This window comes from Shewanella sp. FDAARGOS_354, from assembly GCF_002209245.2.
GTDB lineage: Bacteria > Pseudomonadota > Gammaproteobacteria > Enterobacterales > Shewanellaceae > Shewanella > Shewanella xiamenensis.
On the sequence record NZ_CP022089.2, the window covers coordinates 87,186 to 108,910 of the forward strand.

At 40.0% G+C, this 21,725-nt stretch carries 20 protein-coding genes; all 20 read left to right on the top strand.

Annotated elements, in window-relative coordinates:
- Nucleotides 1–3: 3 nt before the first annotated feature.
- The 20 genes from mntA to CEQ32_RS00530 all read left to right on the top strand — a co-directional run bounded on the left by mntA (nucleotide 4) and on the right by CEQ32_RS00530 (nucleotide 21,724).
- Nucleotides 4–393, top strand: a complete 390-nt coding sequence (gene mntA / locus CEQ32_RS00435) for a type VII toxin-antitoxin system MntA family adenylyltransferase antitoxin (protein ID WP_037424713.1) — start codon at nucleotides 4–6, stop codon at nucleotides 391–393.
- Nucleotides 390–830: a type VII toxin-antitoxin system HepT family RNase toxin gene (hepT, locus tag CEQ32_RS00440; protein WP_037424711.1), complete on the top strand. Its 441-nt coding sequence runs from the start codon at nucleotides 390–392 to the stop codon at nucleotides 828–830. The genes mntA and hepT overlap by 4 nt, the downstream gene beginning before the upstream one ends.
- Before the next feature lie 197 nt (nucleotides 831–1,027).
- Nucleotides 1,028–2,152: a non-hydrolyzing UDP-N-acetylglucosamine 2-epimerase gene (gene wecB, locus CEQ32_RS00445; protein ID WP_088211973.1), complete on the top strand. Its 1,125-nt coding sequence runs from the start codon at nucleotides 1,028–1,030 to the stop codon at nucleotides 2,150–2,152.
- A gap of 51 nt (nucleotides 2,153–2,203) precedes the next feature.
- On the top strand, nucleotides 2,204–3,472 hold the full coding sequence (gene wecC, locus CEQ32_RS00450; protein WP_088211972.1) for a UDP-N-acetyl-D-mannosamine dehydrogenase: 1,269 nt from the start codon (nucleotides 2,204–2,206) through the stop codon (nucleotides 3,470–3,472).
- Nucleotides 3,472–4,749 carry a Vi polysaccharide biosynthesis UDP-N-acetylglucosamine C-6 dehydrogenase TviB gene (tviB, locus tag CEQ32_RS00455; RefSeq protein WP_088211971.1) on the top strand — a complete coding sequence of 426 codons (1,278 nt, stop codon included), beginning with the start codon at nucleotides 3,472–3,474 and terminating at the stop codon, nucleotides 4,747–4,749. Before wecC ends, tviB begins: the two co-directional genes overlap by 1 nt.
- A gap of 12 nt (nucleotides 4,750–4,761) precedes the next feature.
- Nucleotides 4,762–5,784, top strand: a complete 1,023-nt coding sequence (locus CEQ32_RS00460; protein WP_088585303.1) for an NAD-dependent epimerase/dehydratase family protein — start codon at nucleotides 4,762–4,764, stop codon at nucleotides 5,782–5,784.
- A 1-nt stretch (nucleotide 5,785) separates the two neighbouring features.
- Nucleotides 5,786–6,859, top strand: a complete 1,074-nt coding sequence (gene rfbB, locus CEQ32_RS00465) for a dTDP-glucose 4,6-dehydratase (protein ID WP_088585304.1) — start codon at nucleotides 5,786–5,788, stop codon at nucleotides 6,857–6,859.
- 1 nt (nucleotide 6,860) lies between these two features.
- Nucleotides 6,861–7,730, top strand: a complete 870-nt coding sequence (rfbA, locus tag CEQ32_RS00470) for a glucose-1-phosphate thymidylyltransferase RfbA (RefSeq protein WP_088211968.1) — start codon at nucleotides 6,861–6,863, stop codon at nucleotides 7,728–7,730.
- Nucleotides 7,727–8,818, top strand: a complete 1,092-nt coding sequence (locus tag CEQ32_RS00475; protein ID WP_088585305.1) for a DegT/DnrJ/EryC1/StrS family aminotransferase — start codon at nucleotides 7,727–7,729, stop codon at nucleotides 8,816–8,818. The genes rfbA and CEQ32_RS00475 overlap by 4 nt, the downstream gene beginning before the upstream one ends.
- Nucleotides 8,815–9,552: a dTDP-4-amino-4,6-dideoxyglucose formyltransferase gene (locus CEQ32_RS00480; RefSeq protein WP_088211966.1), complete on the top strand. Its 738-nt coding sequence runs from the start codon at nucleotides 8,815–8,817 to the stop codon at nucleotides 9,550–9,552. The genes CEQ32_RS00475 and CEQ32_RS00480 overlap by 4 nt, the downstream gene beginning before the upstream one ends.
- Nucleotides 9,552–10,514, top strand: coding sequence for a glycosyltransferase family 2 protein (locus CEQ32_RS00485; protein ID WP_088211965.1), 963 nt, complete (start codon nucleotides 9,552–9,554; stop codon nucleotides 10,512–10,514). The genes CEQ32_RS00480 and CEQ32_RS00485 overlap by 1 nt, the downstream gene beginning before the upstream one ends.
- Before the next feature lies 1 nt (nucleotide 10,515).
- Nucleotides 10,516–11,709: a hypothetical protein gene (locus CEQ32_RS00490; RefSeq protein WP_088211964.1), complete on the top strand. Its 1,194-nt coding sequence runs from the start codon at nucleotides 10,516–10,518 to the stop codon at nucleotides 11,707–11,709.
- Nucleotides 11,710–11,811: 102 nt separating this feature from the next.
- On the top strand, nucleotides 11,812–13,104 hold the full coding sequence (locus CEQ32_RS00495) for a hypothetical protein (protein WP_122040724.1): 1,293 nt from the start codon (nucleotides 11,812–11,814) through the stop codon (nucleotides 13,102–13,104).
- Complete coding sequence (locus CEQ32_RS00500) at nucleotides 13,085–13,627, top strand: acyltransferase (RefSeq protein ID WP_088211962.1); 543 nt, start codon at nucleotides 13,085–13,087, stop codon at nucleotides 13,625–13,627. Before CEQ32_RS00495 ends, CEQ32_RS00500 begins: the two co-directional genes overlap by 20 nt.
- Nucleotide 13,628: 1 nt before the next feature.
- Complete coding sequence (gene asnB / locus CEQ32_RS00505; protein WP_088585309.1) at nucleotides 13,629–15,539, top strand: asparagine synthase (glutamine-hydrolyzing); 1,911 nt, start codon at nucleotides 13,629–13,631, stop codon at nucleotides 15,537–15,539.
- On the top strand, nucleotides 15,526–16,614 hold the full coding sequence (locus CEQ32_RS00510; RefSeq protein ID WP_088211960.1) for a glycosyltransferase family 4 protein: 1,089 nt from the start codon (nucleotides 15,526–15,528) through the stop codon (nucleotides 16,612–16,614). Before asnB ends, CEQ32_RS00510 begins: the two co-directional genes overlap by 14 nt.
- Nucleotides 16,615–16,682: 68 nt before the next feature.
- Nucleotides 16,683–17,420 (top strand): acetoacetyl-CoA reductase, encoded by a 738-nt coding sequence (gene phbB, locus CEQ32_RS00515; RefSeq protein WP_088211959.1) that lies wholly within the window; start codon nucleotides 16,683–16,685, stop codon nucleotides 17,418–17,420.
- A gap of 241 nt (nucleotides 17,421–17,661) precedes the next feature.
- The gene (locus tag CEQ32_RS00520; protein ID WP_088211958.1) at nucleotides 17,662–18,717 is read left to right on the top strand and encodes a hypothetical protein; all 1,056 of its coding nucleotides are present in this window, start codon (nucleotides 17,662–17,664) and stop codon (nucleotides 18,715–18,717) included.
- A gap of 25 nt (nucleotides 18,718–18,742) precedes the next feature.
- A complete protein-coding gene (locus CEQ32_RS00525; RefSeq protein WP_176399943.1) occupies nucleotides 18,743–19,591 on the top strand; it encodes an AAC(3) family N-acetyltransferase in 849 nt (282 codons plus the stop codon).
- Entirely contained in the window at nucleotides 19,592–21,724 is a 2,133-nt protein-coding gene (locus CEQ32_RS00530) for a bi-domain-containing oxidoreductase (RefSeq protein ID WP_088211956.1), read from the top strand.
- The last annotated feature ends 1 nt before the right edge of the window (nucleotide 21,725 follow it).

Consider the following 21,725-nt stretch of genomic DNA (forward strand, 5'->3'; position numbering starts at 1 on the left):
ATAATGGCTTCGAACGATTTACTGCCTTACATTAAACAACTCGCCGAGCAAAATTCTGACATTTCTGCTGTTTGGTTGTATGGTTCACGAGCGCAAGGGCGAGCTAGGCAAGATAGCGATTATGACTTAGCTATTGCGTTTAATGATTTTTCGCTCGATGCCTTAGCACGTTATGTGCGCCCACATAGTTTGGCGCTCGATTGGGCTGGCAAATTACAGTTGCCGGAGCAGCAAGTCTCTTTGGTAGATATTAACCAAGCCCCAATCTATTTGGCGTATCAAATTATCGACACTGGACAGCTAATTTATAGCGATGGTAGCGCTAGAGCGTGGCAAGAAATATCGCGTATCAATAGCTTATTTGAATACCAGCAGCGTGAGGCAAAAGAATGAATAATGAGCAAGCTGCGGGGTTGCAGTTGTACTTAACTGAAGCAACCAAACATAAACAAGATTATTGCCAACAGCTTGATGAATTACGTCACGATTTATCACAAGGTGAACTACGTCGACGTGATTATTTGGCGATTGAACGTTTATTGCAAGTTTTAACCGAGCTATGCATCGGTTTAGCTAAGCATTGTTTAAAGAAATACCAACTTAATGCCGCTGCTGATGCTTACCAGACGTTTAGTCAATTGCATCAGCATGGATTTATCACTGCAGATGAATTAGCCCAATGGCGGCAGATCATCGGGATGCGTAATGGCTTGGTACACGATTATTTAAACATCGATGTGAATATCATCCGCTTAATAGTGGCGCAAGGCCGCTATCAAACCCTAAGCGGATTTTGCGATAAAGCAACAGATTTTTTACGAGGGTGTTAGGTTTTAAATTTGCTTTTCGTTGCCTATTGGGACAGTTTGAAGAAAAACAGTAAAACCTAGGCTTTACGTGGGATAGCGAAAATGCTGTTGTCTCAAAATGGATGAAAAGTGTCTCAGCTTGGTTTGGAAGGCTGAGATGAATATGTGTAGTATTTCAATTTCTTTTTTAGAAATTGTTCTAAATTAGGTCTGAAGTAATGATGAAAAAGAAAGTTCTTACGGTTTTTGGTACACGACCAGAAGCGATAAAAATGGCTCCATTGGTACATGCATTAGCTTCAGATGAGCGTTTTGAAGCAAAAGTCTGTGTAACTGCCCAGCATCGTGAAATGTTAGATCAAGTTTTGTCATTATTTGATATCTCTCCAGATTATGATTTAAATCTGATGAAGGCAGGGCAGACTTTAAACGATATTACTGCCCGTATTTTGCTTGAGCTAAAACCAGTTCTGCAAGAGTTTAAACCCGATGTTGTGTTAGTGCATGGTGATACAGCAACAACTTTTGCAGCAAGCTTAGCAGCATATTACGAGCAAATTGCTGTAGGACATGTTGAAGCGGGTTTACGTACAGGCAATATATATTCCCCATGGCCTGAAGAAGCAAATCGAAAGCTCACTGGTGCTTTAACCAAATACCACTTCGCGCCTACTGAAATATCTAAACAAAATTTACTCCAAGAAAATTATGTTGAAGAGAATATTTTTGTTACTGGTAACACAGTAATTGATGCACTTCTAATGGTAAAAGCCAAGATTGAACAAAATAGTGAACTACAAAATAAATTAGCTGCCCAGTTCCCATTTTTAGATTTAAATAAAAGGTTGATTTTAGTAACAGGTCATCGTCGTGAAAGCTTTGGTGGTGGTTTTGAGAGGATTTGTGAAGCTTTAGCTATCACTGCTAAAGCCAATCCTGATGTGCAGATTCTTTACCCTATGCACTTAAACCCCAATGTGCGTGAGCCAGTTAACCGCATTTTGGGCGGCATTGAAAACATCATCTTAATCGAACCCCAGGAATACCTGCCGTTTATCTATTTGATGATGCGCAGCCATATTATTTTGACCGACTCTGGCGGCATTCAAGAAGAAGCGCCATCACTGGGTAAACCCGTTTTAGTCATGCGTGACACAACCGAGCGCCCCGAGGCAGTAGCGGCAGGCACAGTAAAATTAGTGGGTACGGATGTAGATAAAATCGTTTCAGGGCTTACTGTGCTACTCAATGATGAAGATGCCTACACAGAGATGAGCTTTGCCCACAATCCTTATGGTGATGGCAAAGCCTGCCAAAGAATTTTAAGCGAATTAGCAAAGTAAGAAATTAAGAATCAGATACAAGAAATTAGATACAAGCATTCAGGAAATATCATGTCATTTAAAACAATTTCAGTCATTGGTCTTGGTTATATTGGTTTACCCACAGCCGCAATGTTTGCCTCGCGCAAGGTCAACGTAATTGGTGTAGATGTTTATAAACATGCAGTAGATACCATCAACCAAGGAAGAATTCATATCGTTGAACCAGAGCTTGATATGTTAGTGCATGCAGCGGTGACAGAGGGCTATCTCAGAGCTGTTATGACACCAGAGCCTGCCGATGCCTTTTTAATCGCTGTACCAACACCTTTTTTACCTTGTGCCGAAGGCGAAATTCCTGCTCCTGATTTAACCTATATTGAATCTGCTTGCCGAGGTATTGCACCCGTGCTCAAAAAAGGCGATTTAGTGATTTTAGAGTCTACTTCACCCGTAGGTGCAACAGAGCAAGTAGCCGAGTGGCTTGCGGCTGCTCGGCCAGATTTATCTTTCCCACAAACAGAGGGTGATTTAGCGGATGTAAATGTAGCTCATTGCCCTGAGCGTGTATTACCTGGCCATGTAGTGCGTGAACTAGTTCAAAACGATCGCGTAATTGGTGGTATTTCTGCAACATGCTCAGCACGCTCGGTTGAGCTTTACAAAATATTTGTAGAGGGTGATTGCATTATCACTAATGCTCGAACAGCTGAAATGGCCAAATTAACTGAAAATAGCTCTCGCGATGTGCAAATTGCCTTCGCCAATGAGTTATCGATGATCTGCGATAAATTGAATATTAATGTATGGGAATTGATTAACCTTGCTAATCGTCATCCTCGGGTAAATATCCTCCAACCAGGCCCTGGTGTAGGTGGTCACTGTATTGCGGTAGACCCATGGTTTATTGTTAGTAAAACACCCGAGCAAGCACGTCTTATCCGAACTGCGCGCGAAGTTAATGACAGCAAACCAGGCTGGGTTATCGATAAAGTGAAGTTGGCCATTGCTGACTTTCTGCTGGCTAACCCAAATAAGACAGCGAAAGATGTTACCGTCGCCTGCTATGGATTAGCTTTTAAACCCGATATTGACGATTTACGCGAAAGCCCTGCGATGTTAATAGCACAACAACTTATCGCTTTGCATAGAGGTCCGGTTCTGCTAGTAGAACCGAATATTGATACCTTATCCGCGAAGTTATCTGAGCAGACGTTGCTAAGTGCTGAGCAGGCTTTTGCGCAAGCCGATATCCATGTTTTATTAGTTGATCACAAGCAGTTTAAGGCAGAAGGCCCGACCAAGGGTCATATAGTCGATACAAAGGGGATATGGAATTAATGAAGCAGTTATCTCAAGTTAATATCGCCATTATTGGCCTGGGCTATGTTGGCCTTCCGCTGGCGGTAGAATTTGGCAAACATTACTCAACTTTGGGGTTTGACATTGACCAGGCCAGGATTAACGAGCTTAATCAGGGGCAAGATCACACGCTCGAAGTAAGTAGTGAGGAGCTGGCGACCGCGGCTAAACTTAGCTACAGCTGCGACATTGCCTATTTACGTCAGGCCAATGTGTATATCGTTACCGTTCCCACGCCAATAAATGAGCACCGTCAGCCGGATTTAACGCCGCTGATTAAAGCCTCAGAAACCTTAGGCAAGGTGATAAAGCAGGGCGATATCGTTATTTACGAGTCAACCGTCTACCCAGGCGCAACAGAAGAAGACTGTATTCCGGTAATCGAGCGGGTGTCGGGGCTGAAATACAATGTAGATTTTTTCGCTGGCTACAGCCCGGAGCGGATAAACCCGGGCGATAAAGAGCACCGGGTCACGACGATTAAAAAAGTCACCTCTGGTTCAACGCCCGACATAGCCGATTTTGTTGACAGCCTTTACAGCAGCATTATTACCGCAGGTACTTATAAAGCCAGCTCAATTCGGGTAGCAGAGGCGGCCAAGGTTATAGAAAACACCCAACGCGATTTAAACATAGCGCTGATAAACGAGTTGGCGGTGATTTTTAATAAGCTGGGTATCGACACTGAAGAAGTGTTGTTGGCTGCGGGCACCAAATGGAATTTCCTGCCATTTCGCCCCGGTTTAGTCGGTGGCCACTGTATAGGGGTAGATCCTTACTATTTAACCCATAAAGCCCAGGCGGTAGGTTATCACCCTGAAGTCATTCTGGCCGGACGGCGTATTAACGACAGCATGGGGCGTTATGTTGTCAGCGAACTGGTAAAGGCCATGGTGAAAAAGCGTATCCATGTGGCCGGTGCTAAAGTGCTGGTAATGGGCTTAACCTTTAAAGAAAACTGTCCGGATATTCGTAATACCAAGGTGGTGGATATTTTAGCCGAGCTAAAAGAATACGGTGTTGCAGCTGATGTGTTTGACCCCTGGGTTGATAGCGCCGAAGCGCAGCACGAATATGGTATTACGCCAATCGCCTCACTAGAGCCAGCTTGTTATGATGCCGTAATTCTGGCAGTTGGTCATCAGCAGTTTAAAGACCTTGGTGCTGCCGGTGTTAAAGCCTTAACTAAAGCTGATAGCGTGATTTACGATTTAAAATATGTCTTTGCGGCAAACGCCGTAGATATGCGGCTATAAGGCTACTTACTTATGCAGTATGAAAATGTAAAAAGGCAGTTACTGGCAGAGCCTAAAGTGTGGTTGATCACGGGAGTAGCCGGTTTTATTGGCTCGAATTTACTGGAAACCTTGTTGCAGTTAAATCAGACCGTAGTTGGCTTGGATAATTTTGCTACCGGCCATCAGCATAACCTTGATGAAGTTAAAACCCTGGTAACGCCAGAGCAGTGGTCACGGTTTAACTTTATTCAAGGTGATATTCGCAACTTGGAAGATTACCAACAAGCGGTGACAGGTGTCGATTATGTTTTGCATCAGGCCGCTTTAGGCTCTGTGCCTCGTTCTATTGCTGACCCTATCACAACTAATGCCGCCAATATAACTGGCTTTTTAAATATGTTAGTGGCAGCAAGGGATGCTGGTGTAAAAAGTTTTACTTACGCAGCCAGCAGTTCAACCTATGGTGATCACCCAGTGTTACCGAAAATAGAGGAAAACATCGGTAACCCATTATCGCCTTATGCAGTGACCAAATATGTTAACGAGCTATACGCCAACGTATTTGCCCGTACTTATGGCTTTAAGTGTATTGGATTACGTTACTTTAATGTATTTGGTAAACGCCAAGACCCAAATGGCGCTTATGCAGCTGTCATCCCCAAATGGACGGCTGCAATGATCAAAGGCGATGATTTGATTATTAACGGTGATGGTGAAACAAGCCGGGATTTTTGTTTTATCGAAAATGTCGTTCAGGCCAATATTCTGGCTGCAACAGCGAATGATGCAGCGAAAGATCAGGTATACAACGTAGCAGTTGGTGATAGAACAACACTAAATGACCTGTTTACTGCGTTACAATTTGCATTAGAAGAAAATGGTAAGTCCTACATTAAAACGCCGGTGTATCGTGATTTTCGAGCGGGAGATGTGCGCCACTCTCAGGCTGATGTCACTAAGGCAAAACGTTTGCTTGGATATGCTCCGTCGCACGCAATACGTATGGGCATTTCGGCAGCTATGCCTTGGTACATCAACTTTATGAGTCAGTAATATGAAATTGTTAGTCACTGGCGGTGCGGGTTTTATTGGTTCGGCCGTAGTTCGCCACATTATAAAAAACACCGATAACTCGGTAGTCAATGTCGATAAACTTACCTATGCTGGTAACTTAAACTCGGTCGCCGATGTAGCAAAAAATACTCGCTACGTGTTTGAACAAGCCGATATCTGTAGTGCAGATGCAATGGCAGATCTTTTTGATAAACATCAGCCAGATGCGGTAATGCACTTAGCTGCAGAGAGTCATGTAGACCGTTCTATCGATGGCCCAGCAGCGTTTATCGGTACTAATATTATTGGTACCTATACGTTATTGGAGGCTGCACGTAATTATTGGAAAGATTTACCTCATGTTCGTAAGCAGGCATTTCGTTTTCATCATATCTCTACCGATGAAGTCTATGGTGATTTGCATGGCATTGATGACTTGTTTACTGAAACTACTCCGTACGCTCCAAGTAGTCCTTATTCAGCCAGTAAGGCCAGTTCGGACCATTTAGTTCGTGCCTGGCACCGTACTTATGGCTTACCGGTTATAGTGACCAATTGCTCCAATAATTACGGCCCTTATCACTTTCCTGAAAAGCTAATACCGCTAATCATCTTAAATGCGTTAGCCGGTAAGCCATTACCTGTTTATGGTAAAGGTAACCAGATCCGTGACTGGCTTTATGTTGAAGACCATGCACGTGCGCTGTACAAGGTAGTAACCGAAGGCAAAATAGGTGAAACCTACAACATTGGCGGCCATAACGAAAAACAAAATATCGAAGTGGTGCACGCCATTTGTGAGCTGATGGACGAATTAGCGCCAATGTACGAACGCGGTTACCCACTTAACACTAAACATTCATCACTCATCACTCATGTAACCGATCGGCCTGGCCACGACATGCGCTACGCTATAGACGCTAGCAAAATTGAGCTCGAACTAGGCTGGAAACCGGAAGAAACCTTTGAAACTGGCTTACGCAAAACCGTACAGTGGTATTTAAAAAATAAAGCCTGGTGGCAAGCCGTGTTGGATGGCAGCTACAAGCTGGAACGTATAGGCCAGGGAGCTTAGCATGAAAGGCATAATACTAGCCGGTGGCTCTGGTACCCGGCTTTATCCGATAACCCGTGGTGTATCTAAGCAGTTACTGCCAGTGTACGACAAACCGATGATCTACTACCCGTTGTCGGTACTAATGTTGGCCGGTATTCGTGATATTCTTATTATTACTACGCCGGAAGACCAGCCCGCCTTTAAGCGACTATTAAGTGATGGTAGTGATTTTGGCATTAATTTAAGTTACGCCATACAGCCAAGCCCTGATGGCCTGGCGCAAGCTTTTATTATCGGCGAAAGCTTTATCGGTAACGACAATGTGTGCCTAGTGCTGGGCGATAATATTTTTTACGGCCAGGGTTTTAGCCCGAAATTAAAGCAAGCTGCAATGCGTCCATCCGGAGCGACTGTATTTGGCTATCAGGTGCGTGATCCAGAGAGATTTGGTGTAGTCGAGTTTGATGAAAATCGTAAAGCGATATCTATAGAAGAAAAGCCGCTTAAACCTAAATCAAACTATGCCGTTACCGGCTTGTATTTTTATGATAACGATGTCATCGACATAGCGAAAAATATTCAACCTTCAGCACGTGGTGAGCTAGAAATTACCTGTGTTAATCGTGAGTACTTAAAACGCGGTGCATTGCAGGTTGAAATGTTGGGCCGGGGGTTTGCTTGGCTGGACACTGGCACTTACGACAGCTTACTTGAAGCATCTTCTTTTGTACAAACCATCGAGCATCGACAGGGCTTTAAAGTCGCGGTGCTGGAAGAGATTGCTTATTTAAATGGTTGGCTGACACAGTCTGACATCAGTCGTATAGCCAATACGATGGCAAAAAATAGCTATGGCCAGTATTTGGCTGAGTTGGTGAAAGCAAAATGATTCCAGTTAATAAACCTTATTTACCTGCATTTAAAAAATACACCAAGTACCTTGAACGCGTTTATGATAAAGCCTGGTTAACAAACAACGGCCCCTTAGTTCAGGAACTAAAAGTACGGCTGGAAGAGTATCTGGGCGTAAAAAACTTATTGCCAGTGGCTAATGGCACCCTCGCCATGCAACTTGCCTATAAAGTATTTAATTTAAAAGGCAATGCGGTAACTACGCCTTTTACATTTATTGCCACCAGCAGTAGTTTGGCATGGGAAGGTGTAACCCCTAAGTTTGCTGACATTGACCCGCTAAGTTATAACTTATGCCCGAATAAAGCCCGCCAGGCCATAGATTCCGACACCACAGCGATAGTGCCAGTGCATGTATACGGTAACCCTTGTGATGTCGAAGCGTTTGAACAAATAGGCAAAGAGCACAAGGTGAAAGTGATTTACGATGCTGCCCATGCCTTTGGCGTTAAGGTTAATGGTAATAGCGTACTAAATTATGGCGATGCGTCTACCCTAAGCTTCCATGCTACCAAGGTGTTTCACAGTGTTGAAGGTGGCGCAGTGATCTTTAAAAATAGCGATGACTATGAGCGCGCTGTATTGATGACAAACTTTGGTATAGATACTAAAACAATTAACATTGTTGATAGTGGTATTAATACCAAAATGAGTGAAGTACATGCAGCAATGGGTTTGGCTGTTCTTGACGATATAGAAACAATACTTAGCCATCGGGTAAATCTATTCGAACTTTATGCAAAACAACTCTGCGGCATTGCCACCATGCCAGCATGGCTCGATGGAGCGAGTTTAAACGGTGCCTATATGCCAGTGATGTTCAATGATGAACATATAACCAGCAAAGTGTTAGATGGATTAAAAGCTTCTGGTGTATTTGCAAGACGTTATTTCAGTCCATCTATAAATAAGATTAACTGTTATGGTGCTGCTGATAACACTCCTTGCCCGGTGTCTGAACATGGTGCTAACACAACGCTGTGCCTTCCGCTATACACGGCATTAAGCGAACAAGAAGTTACTTATGTTTGTAGTGAAATTAGAAAAATAGTGGGTGGCAAATGATGCATGTTCTGATTGTCTCCGACAACAAGCCGTTAGTTAGTTTTATACAAAACCTTGTGGCAGTTAATGCTGATAAATTTCAGAGCGTAACTTTTGATTATCGCTACAGCGCTATAAACAAGAACCCAGCATCACTTATCTCCTTAGGTTTAACATCAATAAATGTAAAATCTGAGAAAGATGTTGCACATATTGTTGAGCATTACGAATTGGTTGTTTCCGCGCATTGCAAGCAGATATTTCCATCAGAATTAGTTAATAACGTGCGTTGCATTAATATCCACCCTGGCTTAAACCCACATAATCGTGGTTGGTTTCCGCAGGTTTTCTCAATCATCAATAAAAAGCCAGTTGGATGTACCATCCACCTAATGAATGAAGAAATTGATGATGGCGCCATTTTATTTCAGAAAGAAGTGCCTATTTTCGAGTGGGACACGTCATTAAATGTTTATGAAAGAGTTCAGCAAACTGAAATGGATCTGTTAAAGGACCATTTGGCTGACTTAGTATTTGCTAATTACCAGCAAAAACTGTCGTATGAAAAAGGCAATTACAACGGAATAAGTGACTTTAAAGCACTGTGTAAGCTGAATTTAGATCATATTGGAACGCTTCGCGATCACATTGACCTGCTTAGAGCGTTAAGCCATGGTGATTTTAACAACGCTTACTACTTAAGACCCGATGGTTCAAAAGTGTATATTCGGTTATCTGCAGAGCTTGTTAAGTGATGAATAAACCAAAAGTTAGTGTTGCTATAATTACGTATAATGCTGAGAACTTTATCCGAGATGTGTTGACAAGTGTCGCATCTCAGCAGTCTAGTTTTGACTTTGAAATTGTCATTGGAGACGATGCTTCTAAAGACGGAACTCAAGAGATACTGAAGGAGTTCTCCGAACGATATAATAATATAAGTTTGGTTCTTCACGACTCTAACGTTGGTGCAAACCAAAACTACTTAGATGTTTTAGCTGCTTGTAAAGGCGAATACATTGCCCACTTGGATGGCGATGATCTCATGTATCCAAATAAGCTGCAGACTCAATCAGATTACTTAGACAAGAATCTTGATGTAAGTGCATGTTTTCACAACATGAAAGTTTTTGAAGATAAAACGAATAAATTTATTCGATTTTATAACGACTCTAACCGAGCTGAGAAAGTAACGATAGAAGAGTTAGTTAAGTATGGTGCAGGGTTATGTCATAGCGCTAAAATGTTTCGAAGAAGTACAATAGAAGATATAGAGCTAACCCTTCCTACAAAAATTGTTTTTGATTGGCTGATGCACATTATTCATGCTCGACACGGAAAGATTGCTTATATTGATGAGGTTTTGGGAGCCTATAGGAACAACCCAAATAGTGTAGTTTTTTCAAATACAGAAAAAATAGAACAAGTTCGTCAAGACTTTATTTTAACGCTTAAGATTGCTGAATCCTTTGGGGTATCTAGAAAATCAATAATTTATGGACTGGCTAGAATTAATTTCGAACGTTCATTGAGAGCATTGGAACAAAAGAACTATCAATTGTTTAATGAACTCATTGAAGAAAGCGCTAAAGATGGCACTTATTTAGGTTCTTACCATCAGGTTATTCATAGGCTTAGAATCACCCCGAGGTTGTTATATATGCTTTATTCTTTGAAGAAAAACTTCTCGTCATACCGAAAAAGAAAAAGTCACTAGCATGCTCTATACCATTTTAATTCGTTACCTCACTGTGTTCGTTCAGTTTTTGATTATAGGTACGACGATTTGGCTTTATGGCTCTGAGTCAAGGGGAGTGGTGGCAGGATTGATCGCCACTTTTAGCCTAGTCGGTGCAATAAGCTCTTTTACTATAGGTAAAGGTCTAATTGCGTTACTAGAAAGAGCGAAGGGTAAAGATCTAGACAATGGTAGCCTTTATATCAGTGCTATAACTGTTTCGCTTTTACTGGTTATACTGTCTTTTATTTCACATTTGGTACTTAAAAAATATTTAATAAATTTTTATGGTAATATACCAATTGAAACTATCAAATATTTTTACCCGGCTGTTTTCTACTATGTGTGGATACAAGTTGGCGCTTATCTATATTCGTTATCGTCAAAACTAAAGATATACAACTCGATATCACTAGTGTCTAATTTTGCGGTTATGATTGGATTAGTATGGATTGCTCTAGTTGACAAAATAGCTTTTGAAAATTTTTTATTATTTATTTCTACCATTTTCTTTCTCGAATTTTTGCTGAGTGCAGGTGTTTTTTATAGAGTTATGTCGCTAAAAAGTGCTAAACCAAAATACAAGAATCTCGTGTTTAAATCGGGGATGAAATTACATATAGATACTATCGGCGGTGTAATGTTTTCGTCTATTAGCTTAGTATTAGTTAACGCCTATTTGACACTTGAAGATGTCGCCAATTATGATATTGCAGTTAGACTGTTTGCTTTGCTTTGTGTTATGCCTCAAATGGTGCAAATGTTTAATCACGATAAGGTAGTATATAAAGACTCAAGATTGCTGATAAAATCACAAATGCAACTTCTCAAGAAAGTAGCCGTTGTTTTTTTACTACTTTTTCCACTTTCTTTGTTAGTATTGTCACAACTGCGTTCTTGGATTAACTTATCCACCGAAATAATTTGGTTATACGCAATCTTAGCTTTAGGATTCATCCCTTATTTCTACTGCTCGATCGTTTCACCATTTTGGATAAAACGAGGCCATGGGATACAATTATCATTTACAACTCTATTGATTGGAGTTTTTGGCAGTATTAATTCAATTTTTCTGATGAATAAATATTCAGTTTATGGAGCAGCACTCGCTGTGATAGTCAACTACTTCGCCGCGATGATGATAAATATGGCTTATCGTAGTAAGTACATTTAAATTTAATTCTTTTTGATGACTAGATGACTAACTGTGACATAGCGAAATCATCAATTCAAATGTTTAAATCCCATTTTTGGGTCTCAAATAAGTACTGATACTTTGAAAATAAATGCTATTTTGTTCATTTCTATTTTTTTTATTATCTATGGCCCTGTGTTGGACACTTCACTGGGGGAAGTCGTTGATCTAAGCTTTTTCACATGCATTGTGTTAATGCTATTCGGTGCTTTAAGGAAAAGTGTTGTATTTAGTAACAGATTTATCTATCAGCTTGTTACTTTCTTACTTATTATTATGGCTCTTTGTCTAGCGAATGCAGTTCTTTTGGATACGTATGGAGTTCAGTATGCCTTAAGACCTATCTTAAGGCCTGTTAGGGTTATTCCTGTAATATTTGGAATAGCAGTTCTTTGCCACTATGTTATACATGAAAATCCTAGATTTAGCATGTACTCATTTGTATATATTATATATTTAGCCATACTGCTTCATGCTTTAATAATGACTATACAGTTCTTTAATGTTGATTTTAGAAATTTCATTTATCAGTATACAACAGCTAAATATGTATTAGAAATATATCAAGCAACAAGAATGGCTGGATTGACTGGAGCAGGTGGTGCGCAGTTATCAATAGTACAAAGTTGCGGTCTAATCTTGGGAGTTTTTCTTTTTGTTCAAACTAATTCTAGCAGCCAAAAATTTATTGTATTCCTAACTTTCCCGTTAATAATCCTGTCTGTTTTTATGGCTGGGCGAAGTGGTTTTATAACTGCTTTTCTGTTTTGCCCATTGTATCTTATTTACTTGAGCGCTTTAATTTCACTCAAAAGAGCGGTAGTTACCTCTATGGGGGTACTCGTATCTTTGTTGGCTACATTTTCATTATTGTGGTTTCTGTTTTACGATATACTATCACAGAACGTTAGTTTTGTTTCTGCATTTCAAAGAATCTTTGATTCATTCATTGCTTATAATCAGGGGGAAGGTGTAAAAGTGAACACCGTCTCTCGTTTATCAGAAATGTTTATAATTCCAGATGAATCCCTGCATCTATTGTTTGGAAAGGCTAGCTATTTGAATAACAATACGACATATGACATTGATACCGACATTGGATATTTTAGGTTGTTGTGGGGTTATGGAATACTTGGGTCTATTTTTCACTATTTGTTTTATATATTTGCTATAACAAAAATCATTTGTTGTAGCTATTTATCAAAAGCTGAAAAAAGTTTGCCAATCATTTTGCTATTTTTAATTTTATTTTTTAATAGCAAAGAGATTCTTGTATTCTCTCGAATCAATTTTCAAATAACTATGTTAGTTTTATTTTTTGCATTTTTTATAAATTGGAGTAGGAAGTCAAATTATGGCACTCATGTTTCCTAATTTTTTTTTGCTGTTAGCCAAAATTTTTCGAAGGCTAAAGATGTTACTCATCAGACCATTATTTAAAAAATATGGGAGTGGATTTGTGTTTGACCCGGATGACCATTTTTCTTACCACACTATTTCAGTCGGTAACGATGTATATATTGGTCCTGGAGCTAACTTTAGTGCATCCGTTAGCTCAATCACTCTGGGCAATAAAATTATGTTTGGTCCGAATGTCACCATAATGGGTGGCGACCACAACACTAGTATAGTCGGTGCTTATATGTATGATGTTAAGGAAAAGCTACCTGAGAATGATCTTCCTGTGGTTATAGAAGACGACGTATGGGTTGGCTGTGGCGCAATAATTTTAAAAGGTGTAACAATTGAAACGGGCGCAATTGTAGCGGCAGGTGCTTTGGTTACTAAATCTGTACCAGCTTATTCGATTGTTGGTGGTGTCCCTGCTAAAGTCATCGGAATGCGATTTACTGAAGAAGAGTTAGTTAAACACAAAATGATAATTGGGAAAAATTAGCATGTGTGGAATAGTTGGATTTGTTACTAAGGAAGGGATAGATGCTCAACGCTTTGAAAAGCAGCTTGATAATGCATTGGAAAGCATAAGCTATAGAGGACCCGATGATAAAGGAAAATACTTTCAGCAAAACATTGCTTTTGGTCAAGTTCGTCTTAGTATTTTAGATTTAAGTAGTGCAGGCCATCAGCCTATGCGTGAAAAAAATCTGAACAACGTAATTACGTATAATGGTGAAGTATATAACTTCATGGAAATCCGAGATGAGCTTATTCAGAAGGGGGTTAAATTTGAAAGCAGTACCGATACAGAGGTAATACTAAAAGGTTATAACATTTTTGGCGTTGATTTGTTTCCAAAGTTAAATGGTATGTATGCCTTCGCTATTTACGATAGTAACAAAAACAAAGTTATTATCGTCAGAGATAGATTTGGAATCAAGCCACTTCATTATCGTATTTCAAGTACAGCGGTTTATTTTGCTTCTGAGATAAAAAGTCTCGTAAATTTATCAGAAGAAGAGCTCAGACTAAATACTGATGTATTGCCACAGTGGTCTTACTATGGAAGTGTATTTGGTGAAGACACTTTTTATCAAGGTATTCAAAAACTTTTACCTGGCCACTATATGGAGATCGATTTATCATCATTAGTAACTGCCATCCACAGTTACTGGCTACCTGAGAATATTAAACCGTTTACTCACAAAAGTGCTGGTTCCCAAGAAGGGATTGTGAGAAATGTGAGAGTGCTTTTGCAAAAGGCAGTTCACCAACAACTAGTTTCTGACGTACCAGTAGGCGTTTTTCTATCTGGAGGGATTGACTCTTCAGCAATTACTGCTTTTGCCTCGCAAAAGTATGGAAGTAAATTAAAAACTTATTCCGTTGGATTTGACTTTGATAAAGGGGTAAACGAATTACCTAAAGCAAAACTTGTTGCAGAAAAGTTTGGAACAGACCATCAAGAACTCGTGATCAGTGGTTATGATCTGGCTGATACCGTTCAAAAATTGGTTGAACATCATGATTCGCCATTTTCTGATGCCGCCAATATACCGCTGTTGCTTTTAGGTGAGAAGGTAAAAGGTGATGTTAAAGTCATTTTGCAGGGGGATGGTGGTGATGAGATTTTCGCGGGGTATAAGCGATACCAAACGCTAGCAACCAAAAACTATTGGAAACCATTTTTGCCGTTTGTGCAGTTCGCTAATGCGTTAACGCCTACTAATGCAAGTCACTTTGCTAGAAAGCGTTACATTAATGCGCTGAAGAGCAAGGACGACGCAACCTTAATGGCATTGTTGTTGACCTCAGAAGATCGTGAGCTCAATCCTTGTAGGATTTTTTCTAAAAGTCTGCAAAGCAAAATAGTAAATATTGACCCTTTTGCAGAGTTTGTTAAATGTGACAGTAGATTTTCTGATAAAGACTTAGTTCAGAAAATGCTATATACAGATACACAGCTTATTCTTCCAGATATTTTTCTAGACAAAGTTGATCGTTCGACAATGGCTGCGAGTATCGAAGTTAGAGTGCCATTTTTAGAAAATGACTTAACTGAGTATGTAATGTCGTTACCTTCGTCAATAAAAGTCAAAAGAGGTCAAAAAAAGTGGCTACTAAAACAGGCGCTTAAAGGAATTGTACCAGACGAAATATTATTTGGCGCCAAAACGGGTTTTGGTGTGCCTTTCCATTATTGGTTAAAAGGAGCACTTTACGAACTGTTCAATGATTTTCTCAGCATGCTTGAGAGTCAGGGCTCAGACTTTCTCGACTATAAGGAAATTAGAACTATGATGGCTGAGCATAAAACAGGTCAACGAAATCATGGTTTTACTCTTTGGAAGACTCTTAACTTAATGATATGGCTTGTAAAAAACGAAAAAATTACTCATGAAACCCAATAAGACTATAGTATTTGTCGGTGCAAAACCGGACCTCGTAAATAATCACGCTGGAGGACAAACAACGGCGTCCTTAGGTTTGATTGAGTATGCTAAAAATAATGGAATAGACCTGAAGATCATTGACTCTGCACAAGAGAGCTTTCCTCCTCCTTCATTTAAGCAGAGATTATCGAAAGCTTTAAATAGAGTTACACAATTGATTTGCATTTTAGCAAATGAACATGTATCGGGTATTATTATTTTTAGTAGTGGAGGCTTTAGCTTCTATGAGAAATCGTTACTGGCTTTGATTTGCAAACTGTTCAAAAGAAAATCACTTTTGTTTGTGCGCTCAGGGCATTTTATGGATCAGTGTAATAGCTCTGTCATCAGAAGAACCATTGCAAAGGTGCTTTTGAAAATACCTTCTAGCATTGGTGCACAAGGTTCTAACTGGCTTGATTTTTACCAGTCATTAGGGGTGCCCAAAAACAAGGTTTCAATTATTAGAAACTGGTTACCTCCTTCGCGCTGTATCTCGACAGATATAAAAGAAGTAAGAGCTGCGGAAGAATTAACATTCTTATTTGTTGGCTGGGTTGTCAAAAGTAAAGGAATTTTTGAACTTGTTAGTGCCATTGACTCTTCTGAATGCCTTAAAAAATGTAAAGTTTTGATAGCAGGTGGCGGCGACGCTCTTGATGCTATCACCGTTTTTGTAAAAGAAAGAAACTTGCACAATGTTGAGTTGTTGGGATGGCAAAGCCACCAGGAAGTTGATGGGTTGCTAAAAAAAGCTTCCGTATTTGTGTTGCCTACGTACGCTGAAGGATTTCCAAATGCATTATTAGAAGCGATTAGTCAGGGGCTACCGGCTATTATAACACCCGTTGGCGCTATACCTGATTCTGCAATTGATGGCATAAACGCAGAGTTAATTAAACCCAAATGTGTAGAGTCATTAAGGTTGGCAATGGAAAAGTTTTATTACAATCCGGGATTGGTTGCAAAATACTCAAGTGAAAGCTCGAGAATTTCGAGGGAGTTTCACGATCGTAAGATTAACTGTGAGAAGCTTTTTAAGCTTTTTGATTAATATTTATCTTTCGCTTCCTATTAGTAACTGGGAGAGGAAGAGAATTAATTTCTCTTGGACTAATTTATATGAGCAAAAATGTTATTGTAACTGGAGCTGTAGGCGGGATTGGAACGGAAATATGTAAACGTCTTCATAATGATGGTTTTAAAGTCATTGCAGCTTATAGAACGAAAAATGTTGATGCGGCAAAATTGTGGCAAGCAAAGATGATAAAAGATGGATTTAGCATCAGCATATTTCCTGTTGACGTAGAGTGTTTCAGTTCTTGTCAGGAATTAGCAGACCTCATTAAAAAGGAATTCGGTACTATTGATATTCTAATCAATAATGCAGGGATTACTTCTGATGCAACCATGAAAAAGATAACTCAAGAGCAATGGAATAATGTGCTTCGTACAAATTTAGATTCTGTTTTTAATATGTCTAAGGCTGTATTCGCTGATATGTGTGACAACGGTTGGGGACGCATAGTGAATATTTCTTCCATCAATGGCCAAAAAGGTCAGTTTGGTCAAGTTAATTACGCTGCTGCAAAGGCAGGGATTTATGGGATTACAAAATCATTAGCGCTTGAAGGGGCAAGAAAAGGTGTTACTGTAAACTCCATATCTCCAGGATATGTTGGAACACAAATGGTAACAAGTATGCCTGGAAGTGTTATTGAGTCTATTGTAAAAGAAATTCCGGTAGGGAGATTAGGAAAGCCTGAAGAAATCGCTAATGCTGTGGCATTCTTGGTTGGAAATTACTCAGGCTTTATTACGGGGACAGACATATCTATTAATGGCGGTCAATACATGTAACCGTTTTTTTCGTCTCGCTTATGAACGATGTATGGTTGACCCTATGTATCAGAGAGAAGATTTTGGGACAATTATAAAGCTGTGGCCAAATTTAGTTGACCTCTACACCGTGAATGCTTCCTACGTTTGATGCGCTCGATGTACTGTCGGACTCTACTATCTGGATCTGCATTGCTGTTTAATTCGTGATCGTTCAGCCGTAAGCCCTGCGTATTAGCAAGATTCAATAAGGAAAAAGTCATTGAAAAGAAACATCTCACTCCAAATAACATTGGATTATGAAATATTTGGTGATGGCTCGGGTGATGTTTATAGAGAGCAGATAATACCAACTAACCATTTAATGGATATATGTGAACAATATGGCGCTAGACTGACGGTTTATTTCGAATACGGTCAATATTGGGCGTTTAATAAATACGCAGAATTAGATCCAAAGCTAAAAGTAATGAATCTAGCTATAGAAGAGCAGCTAAAAGATTTAGTGCAACGAGGACATGATGTTCAATTTCATCTACACCCTACATGGTTGGAGGCGACATTTAGCCGAGATAAAGGCTTTACTTTAAAAAAAGATATGTATGACATTACATCTCTACAATACGATCGTATTGTTGATTTATTATCACAAGGCAAGTCTTTTTTAGAGGGACTATTGAAACAGGTTGATCCTAACTATACCTGCTTTGCATTTAGAGCTGGTGCTTGGTCTGCTCAGGATTCAGGAAAGTTGGTTTCTGCATTATTAGAGGCCGGTTACAAAGTTGATAGTACTGTTGCGAAGGGAGCTCATTTAAAAAGTGACTACGGCACCTTTGATTTTAGGATTACCTCGAAAAAACCATATTGGTTTGTGGATAATAATATATGCCTAGAATCTGATGGAAATAATACAATTTTGGAACTGCCAATTTTGACAAAAAGTACTATTATGGCACCATTTTATTATTTTTCAAAAAAACGGAAATTCGTTAATTCAATTGTAACGCGATTCTATGCCACAAAGGTAACGGACCAAGGTACAAATATCATCGGCAAACTTAAGAAAATTTTGTTGAGAGATTTTGTGCTAGCTGATTTTAACTTTATGCCTTCAAACACGTTGTTTGCAATGGTTAAAGCGCGAATTAAAGAAGCCGGTTCGCATAACTTGAAGTTCCCAATAACGCTAATAGGTCATTCGAAAACTAGTTATCAAAACGATGACCTCCACCTACTATTTAGAATGTTAGAGGCTGAATATAGTGTCAGTTATGACACTGTCACTTCGTATTACTTGCAGAATATCGAGAATTAAAATGCGACTGTTTGTCAGATCTATCTTGGCTAAATTTATTAGTGAATCAACAAAAAAGAAGCTAAAAAAATGGGAGTTTAAGGCAAGGCAAAAGCTCGTTAGAACTTTACCGGAATTGACAGAGGATGATCTTCGAGAGTTACTTGAAAAACAACTTAAAATAAAAAAAGGTGATAACTTATTCGTTCATGCTTCTTTGTCGTTGCTAAATACCAAGCTTAGTTCAGAGCAAGTGTATAATATAATTAGAGATATTGTCGGGGAGAATGGCAGTATTTCAGTGCCTTGTTTTCCGAGAATGTCCTCAAAACAGTTCATGTGCTCTAATAAAAAATTCGATGTTAAATTTACTCCTTCAGGTATGGGGGAGTTTTCTGAATACGTGAGAAAAAGGAAAGATGCTATACGAAGTTTTCATCCAACTAAGTCAATTGCAAGTGTAGGTTTGTCTGCGGAAGTTCTAAGTGGACATCATGAATGCGACTACCCCTTTGGTAAAGGATCTCCTTATCACAAGTTGTTGGAGTTAAATCCAAAGGTCATAGGCATAGGGGTACCTATGAGCTATTTGTCATTTGTGCATATTGCCGAAGATATGAATCCTGAAAGCTATCCTTTACAGGTAAATGAGTCGAAAAAAATCACTAAGATGTGTGTAAATGAATATGGGGAAGATGTTTTTGTCGAGTCGTTTGTTCATGACATGAATGTTGTAGTAAAAGCAAACCCAGAAAAGTATGTGCGAAATAATTTAAATTCAGATTGTTGGGTTTTAACGCGTTGGTATTTGTCACCATTTTTTATTGTTGATGGAGCCAAGTTGACAAAGCAGATTGAAGTAGATTTTAAAAATGGAATAACGGTGTATAAATAAATGAAACAAATTCTACAGGATATGGCAAAAGGTGGCTCAACTATTGTTGAGGCACCAGCTCCGAAAGTGACTATTAATCATGTAGTTATTAATACTAGTACAACTTTAATTTCTGCTGGTACAGAGAGAATGCTAGTCGATTTTGGAAAGGCGTCATTGATTGATAAAGCCCGTCAACAACCTGAAAAAGTGAAAATGGTGCTTGAGAAAGTTCAGACTGATGGGCTTTTGATAACTGTTGATGCAGTGAGGTCTAAATTGGGCCAGCCACTTCCTTTGGGGTACTGTAACGTAGGTGTTGTAGAAGCGGTTGGTAAAGGCGCCGAGCAGTTTAAGCCAGGTGATAGAGTAGTGTCTAATGGTCCTCATGCCGATGTTGCTCGGGTTCCTAAAAACTTATGCGCAAAAATACCTGACAATGTTAGTGATGAAGCGGCTGCTTTCACGGTTGTTGCCAGTATTGGTTTGCAAGGTATCAGGCTGGTAGAGCCAACCTTAGGTGAATCAGTTGTAGTTACCGGGGTGGGCTTAATAGGTTTATTGACTGTGCAGTTGCTGCGTGCACAGGGCTGCCGGGTGTTAGCTATTGATTTTGATCAACGCAAGCTCGAACTTGCTAAGCAATTTGGTGCGGAAATTTGTAACCCCGGCGCCGGTGAAGACCCGGTTGCTGCAGGTATGGCGTTTAGCCGCGGCCATGGCGTTGATGCTGTTATTATTACCGCTTCTACTAAGTCGAATGACCCAGTGACTCAAGCAGCAAGAATGAGCCGTAAACGCGGCCGTATTGTATTGGTCGGTGTAACAGGCCTTGAATTGAACCGGGCTGATTTTTATGAAAAAGAATTAACGTTTCAAGTTTCTTGCTCTTACGGCCCTGGCCGCTATGAACCAGACTACGAGCAAAAAGGTATGGATTACCCGCTGCCTTTTGTTCGTTGGACGGAACAACGTAACTTTGAGGCTGTGCTGGATATGTTGTCAGCGGGGGCGCTTAATGTAGAAGCCTTAATTACACACCGCTTTATATTCGAGAATGCGGCGGATGCTTATGCGGTTTTAACCGATGACAAAACTGCGTTAGGTATTTTATTAAAGTACCCCAGTGAATTTAAACAACGGCACATCCGTTCTGTTAGTTTGTCACAGGCCTCATTTAACGCTGATAAGCCAACGTTAGGCTTTATTGGTGCTGGAAATTATGCCTCCCGGGTGCTTATCCCTGCATTTAAAGCCGCCGGTGCTCAGTTGCATACTATTAGTACTTCAGGTGGTATTAACAGTGTTATTCACGGTGAGAAGTCTGGTTTTGCCAATGCCTCTACTGATACGCAAGCATTACTTGAAAATACCGAGATAAATGCTGCGGTTATTGTTACACAGCACAACAGTCATGCTTATTTTACTGAACAAGCTTTACTGAACGGTAAGCACGTTTTTGTAGAAAAGCCTTTAGCGATAACCATAGATGAACTGACGAAAGTTGAAGCTGCCTATAGCCAGACAGGCGGTAAGCAACTACTAATGCTTGGTTTTAATAGACGGTTCTCGCCGCAAATACAAAAGATGAAATCGTTGCTAAATGCAGTTAAAGAGCCTAAGTCATTTATTATGACGATGAACGCCGGAGCGATTCCCGAAGATCATTGGACGCAGGATAATGCAGTCGGTGGTGGTCGTATCATAGGCGAAGCTTGTCACTTTGTAGACTTAATGCGCTACTTGGCGGGATCCGAAATAGTCTCTGTGCAGGCGCGGCGTATGGGAGACAATCCACATCAGGCGATAACGGAAGACAAGGCTGCCATTATTCTGGGTTTTGCTGACGGATCTTTTGGCACTATTCAATACTTTGCCAATGGTTCTTCAAGTTTTCCAAAAGAACGAATTGAAGTATTCACTGCTGGACGGGTGCTGCAATTGGATAACTTCCTAAAACTGAAAGGCTTTGGTTGGCCTGGCTTCTCAAAAATGAACTTGTGGCGTCAGGATAAAGGGCAAGTCACTTGCTGTCAGGCTTTCTTAGCGGCGATTAATGAAGGCAAAGAATGCCCTATTCCAGCTGAACAAGTGTTTGAAGTGGCAAGAGTGTCTATTGAAATTGCTGAACAGTTAAGAATACAACAGGGCTAAG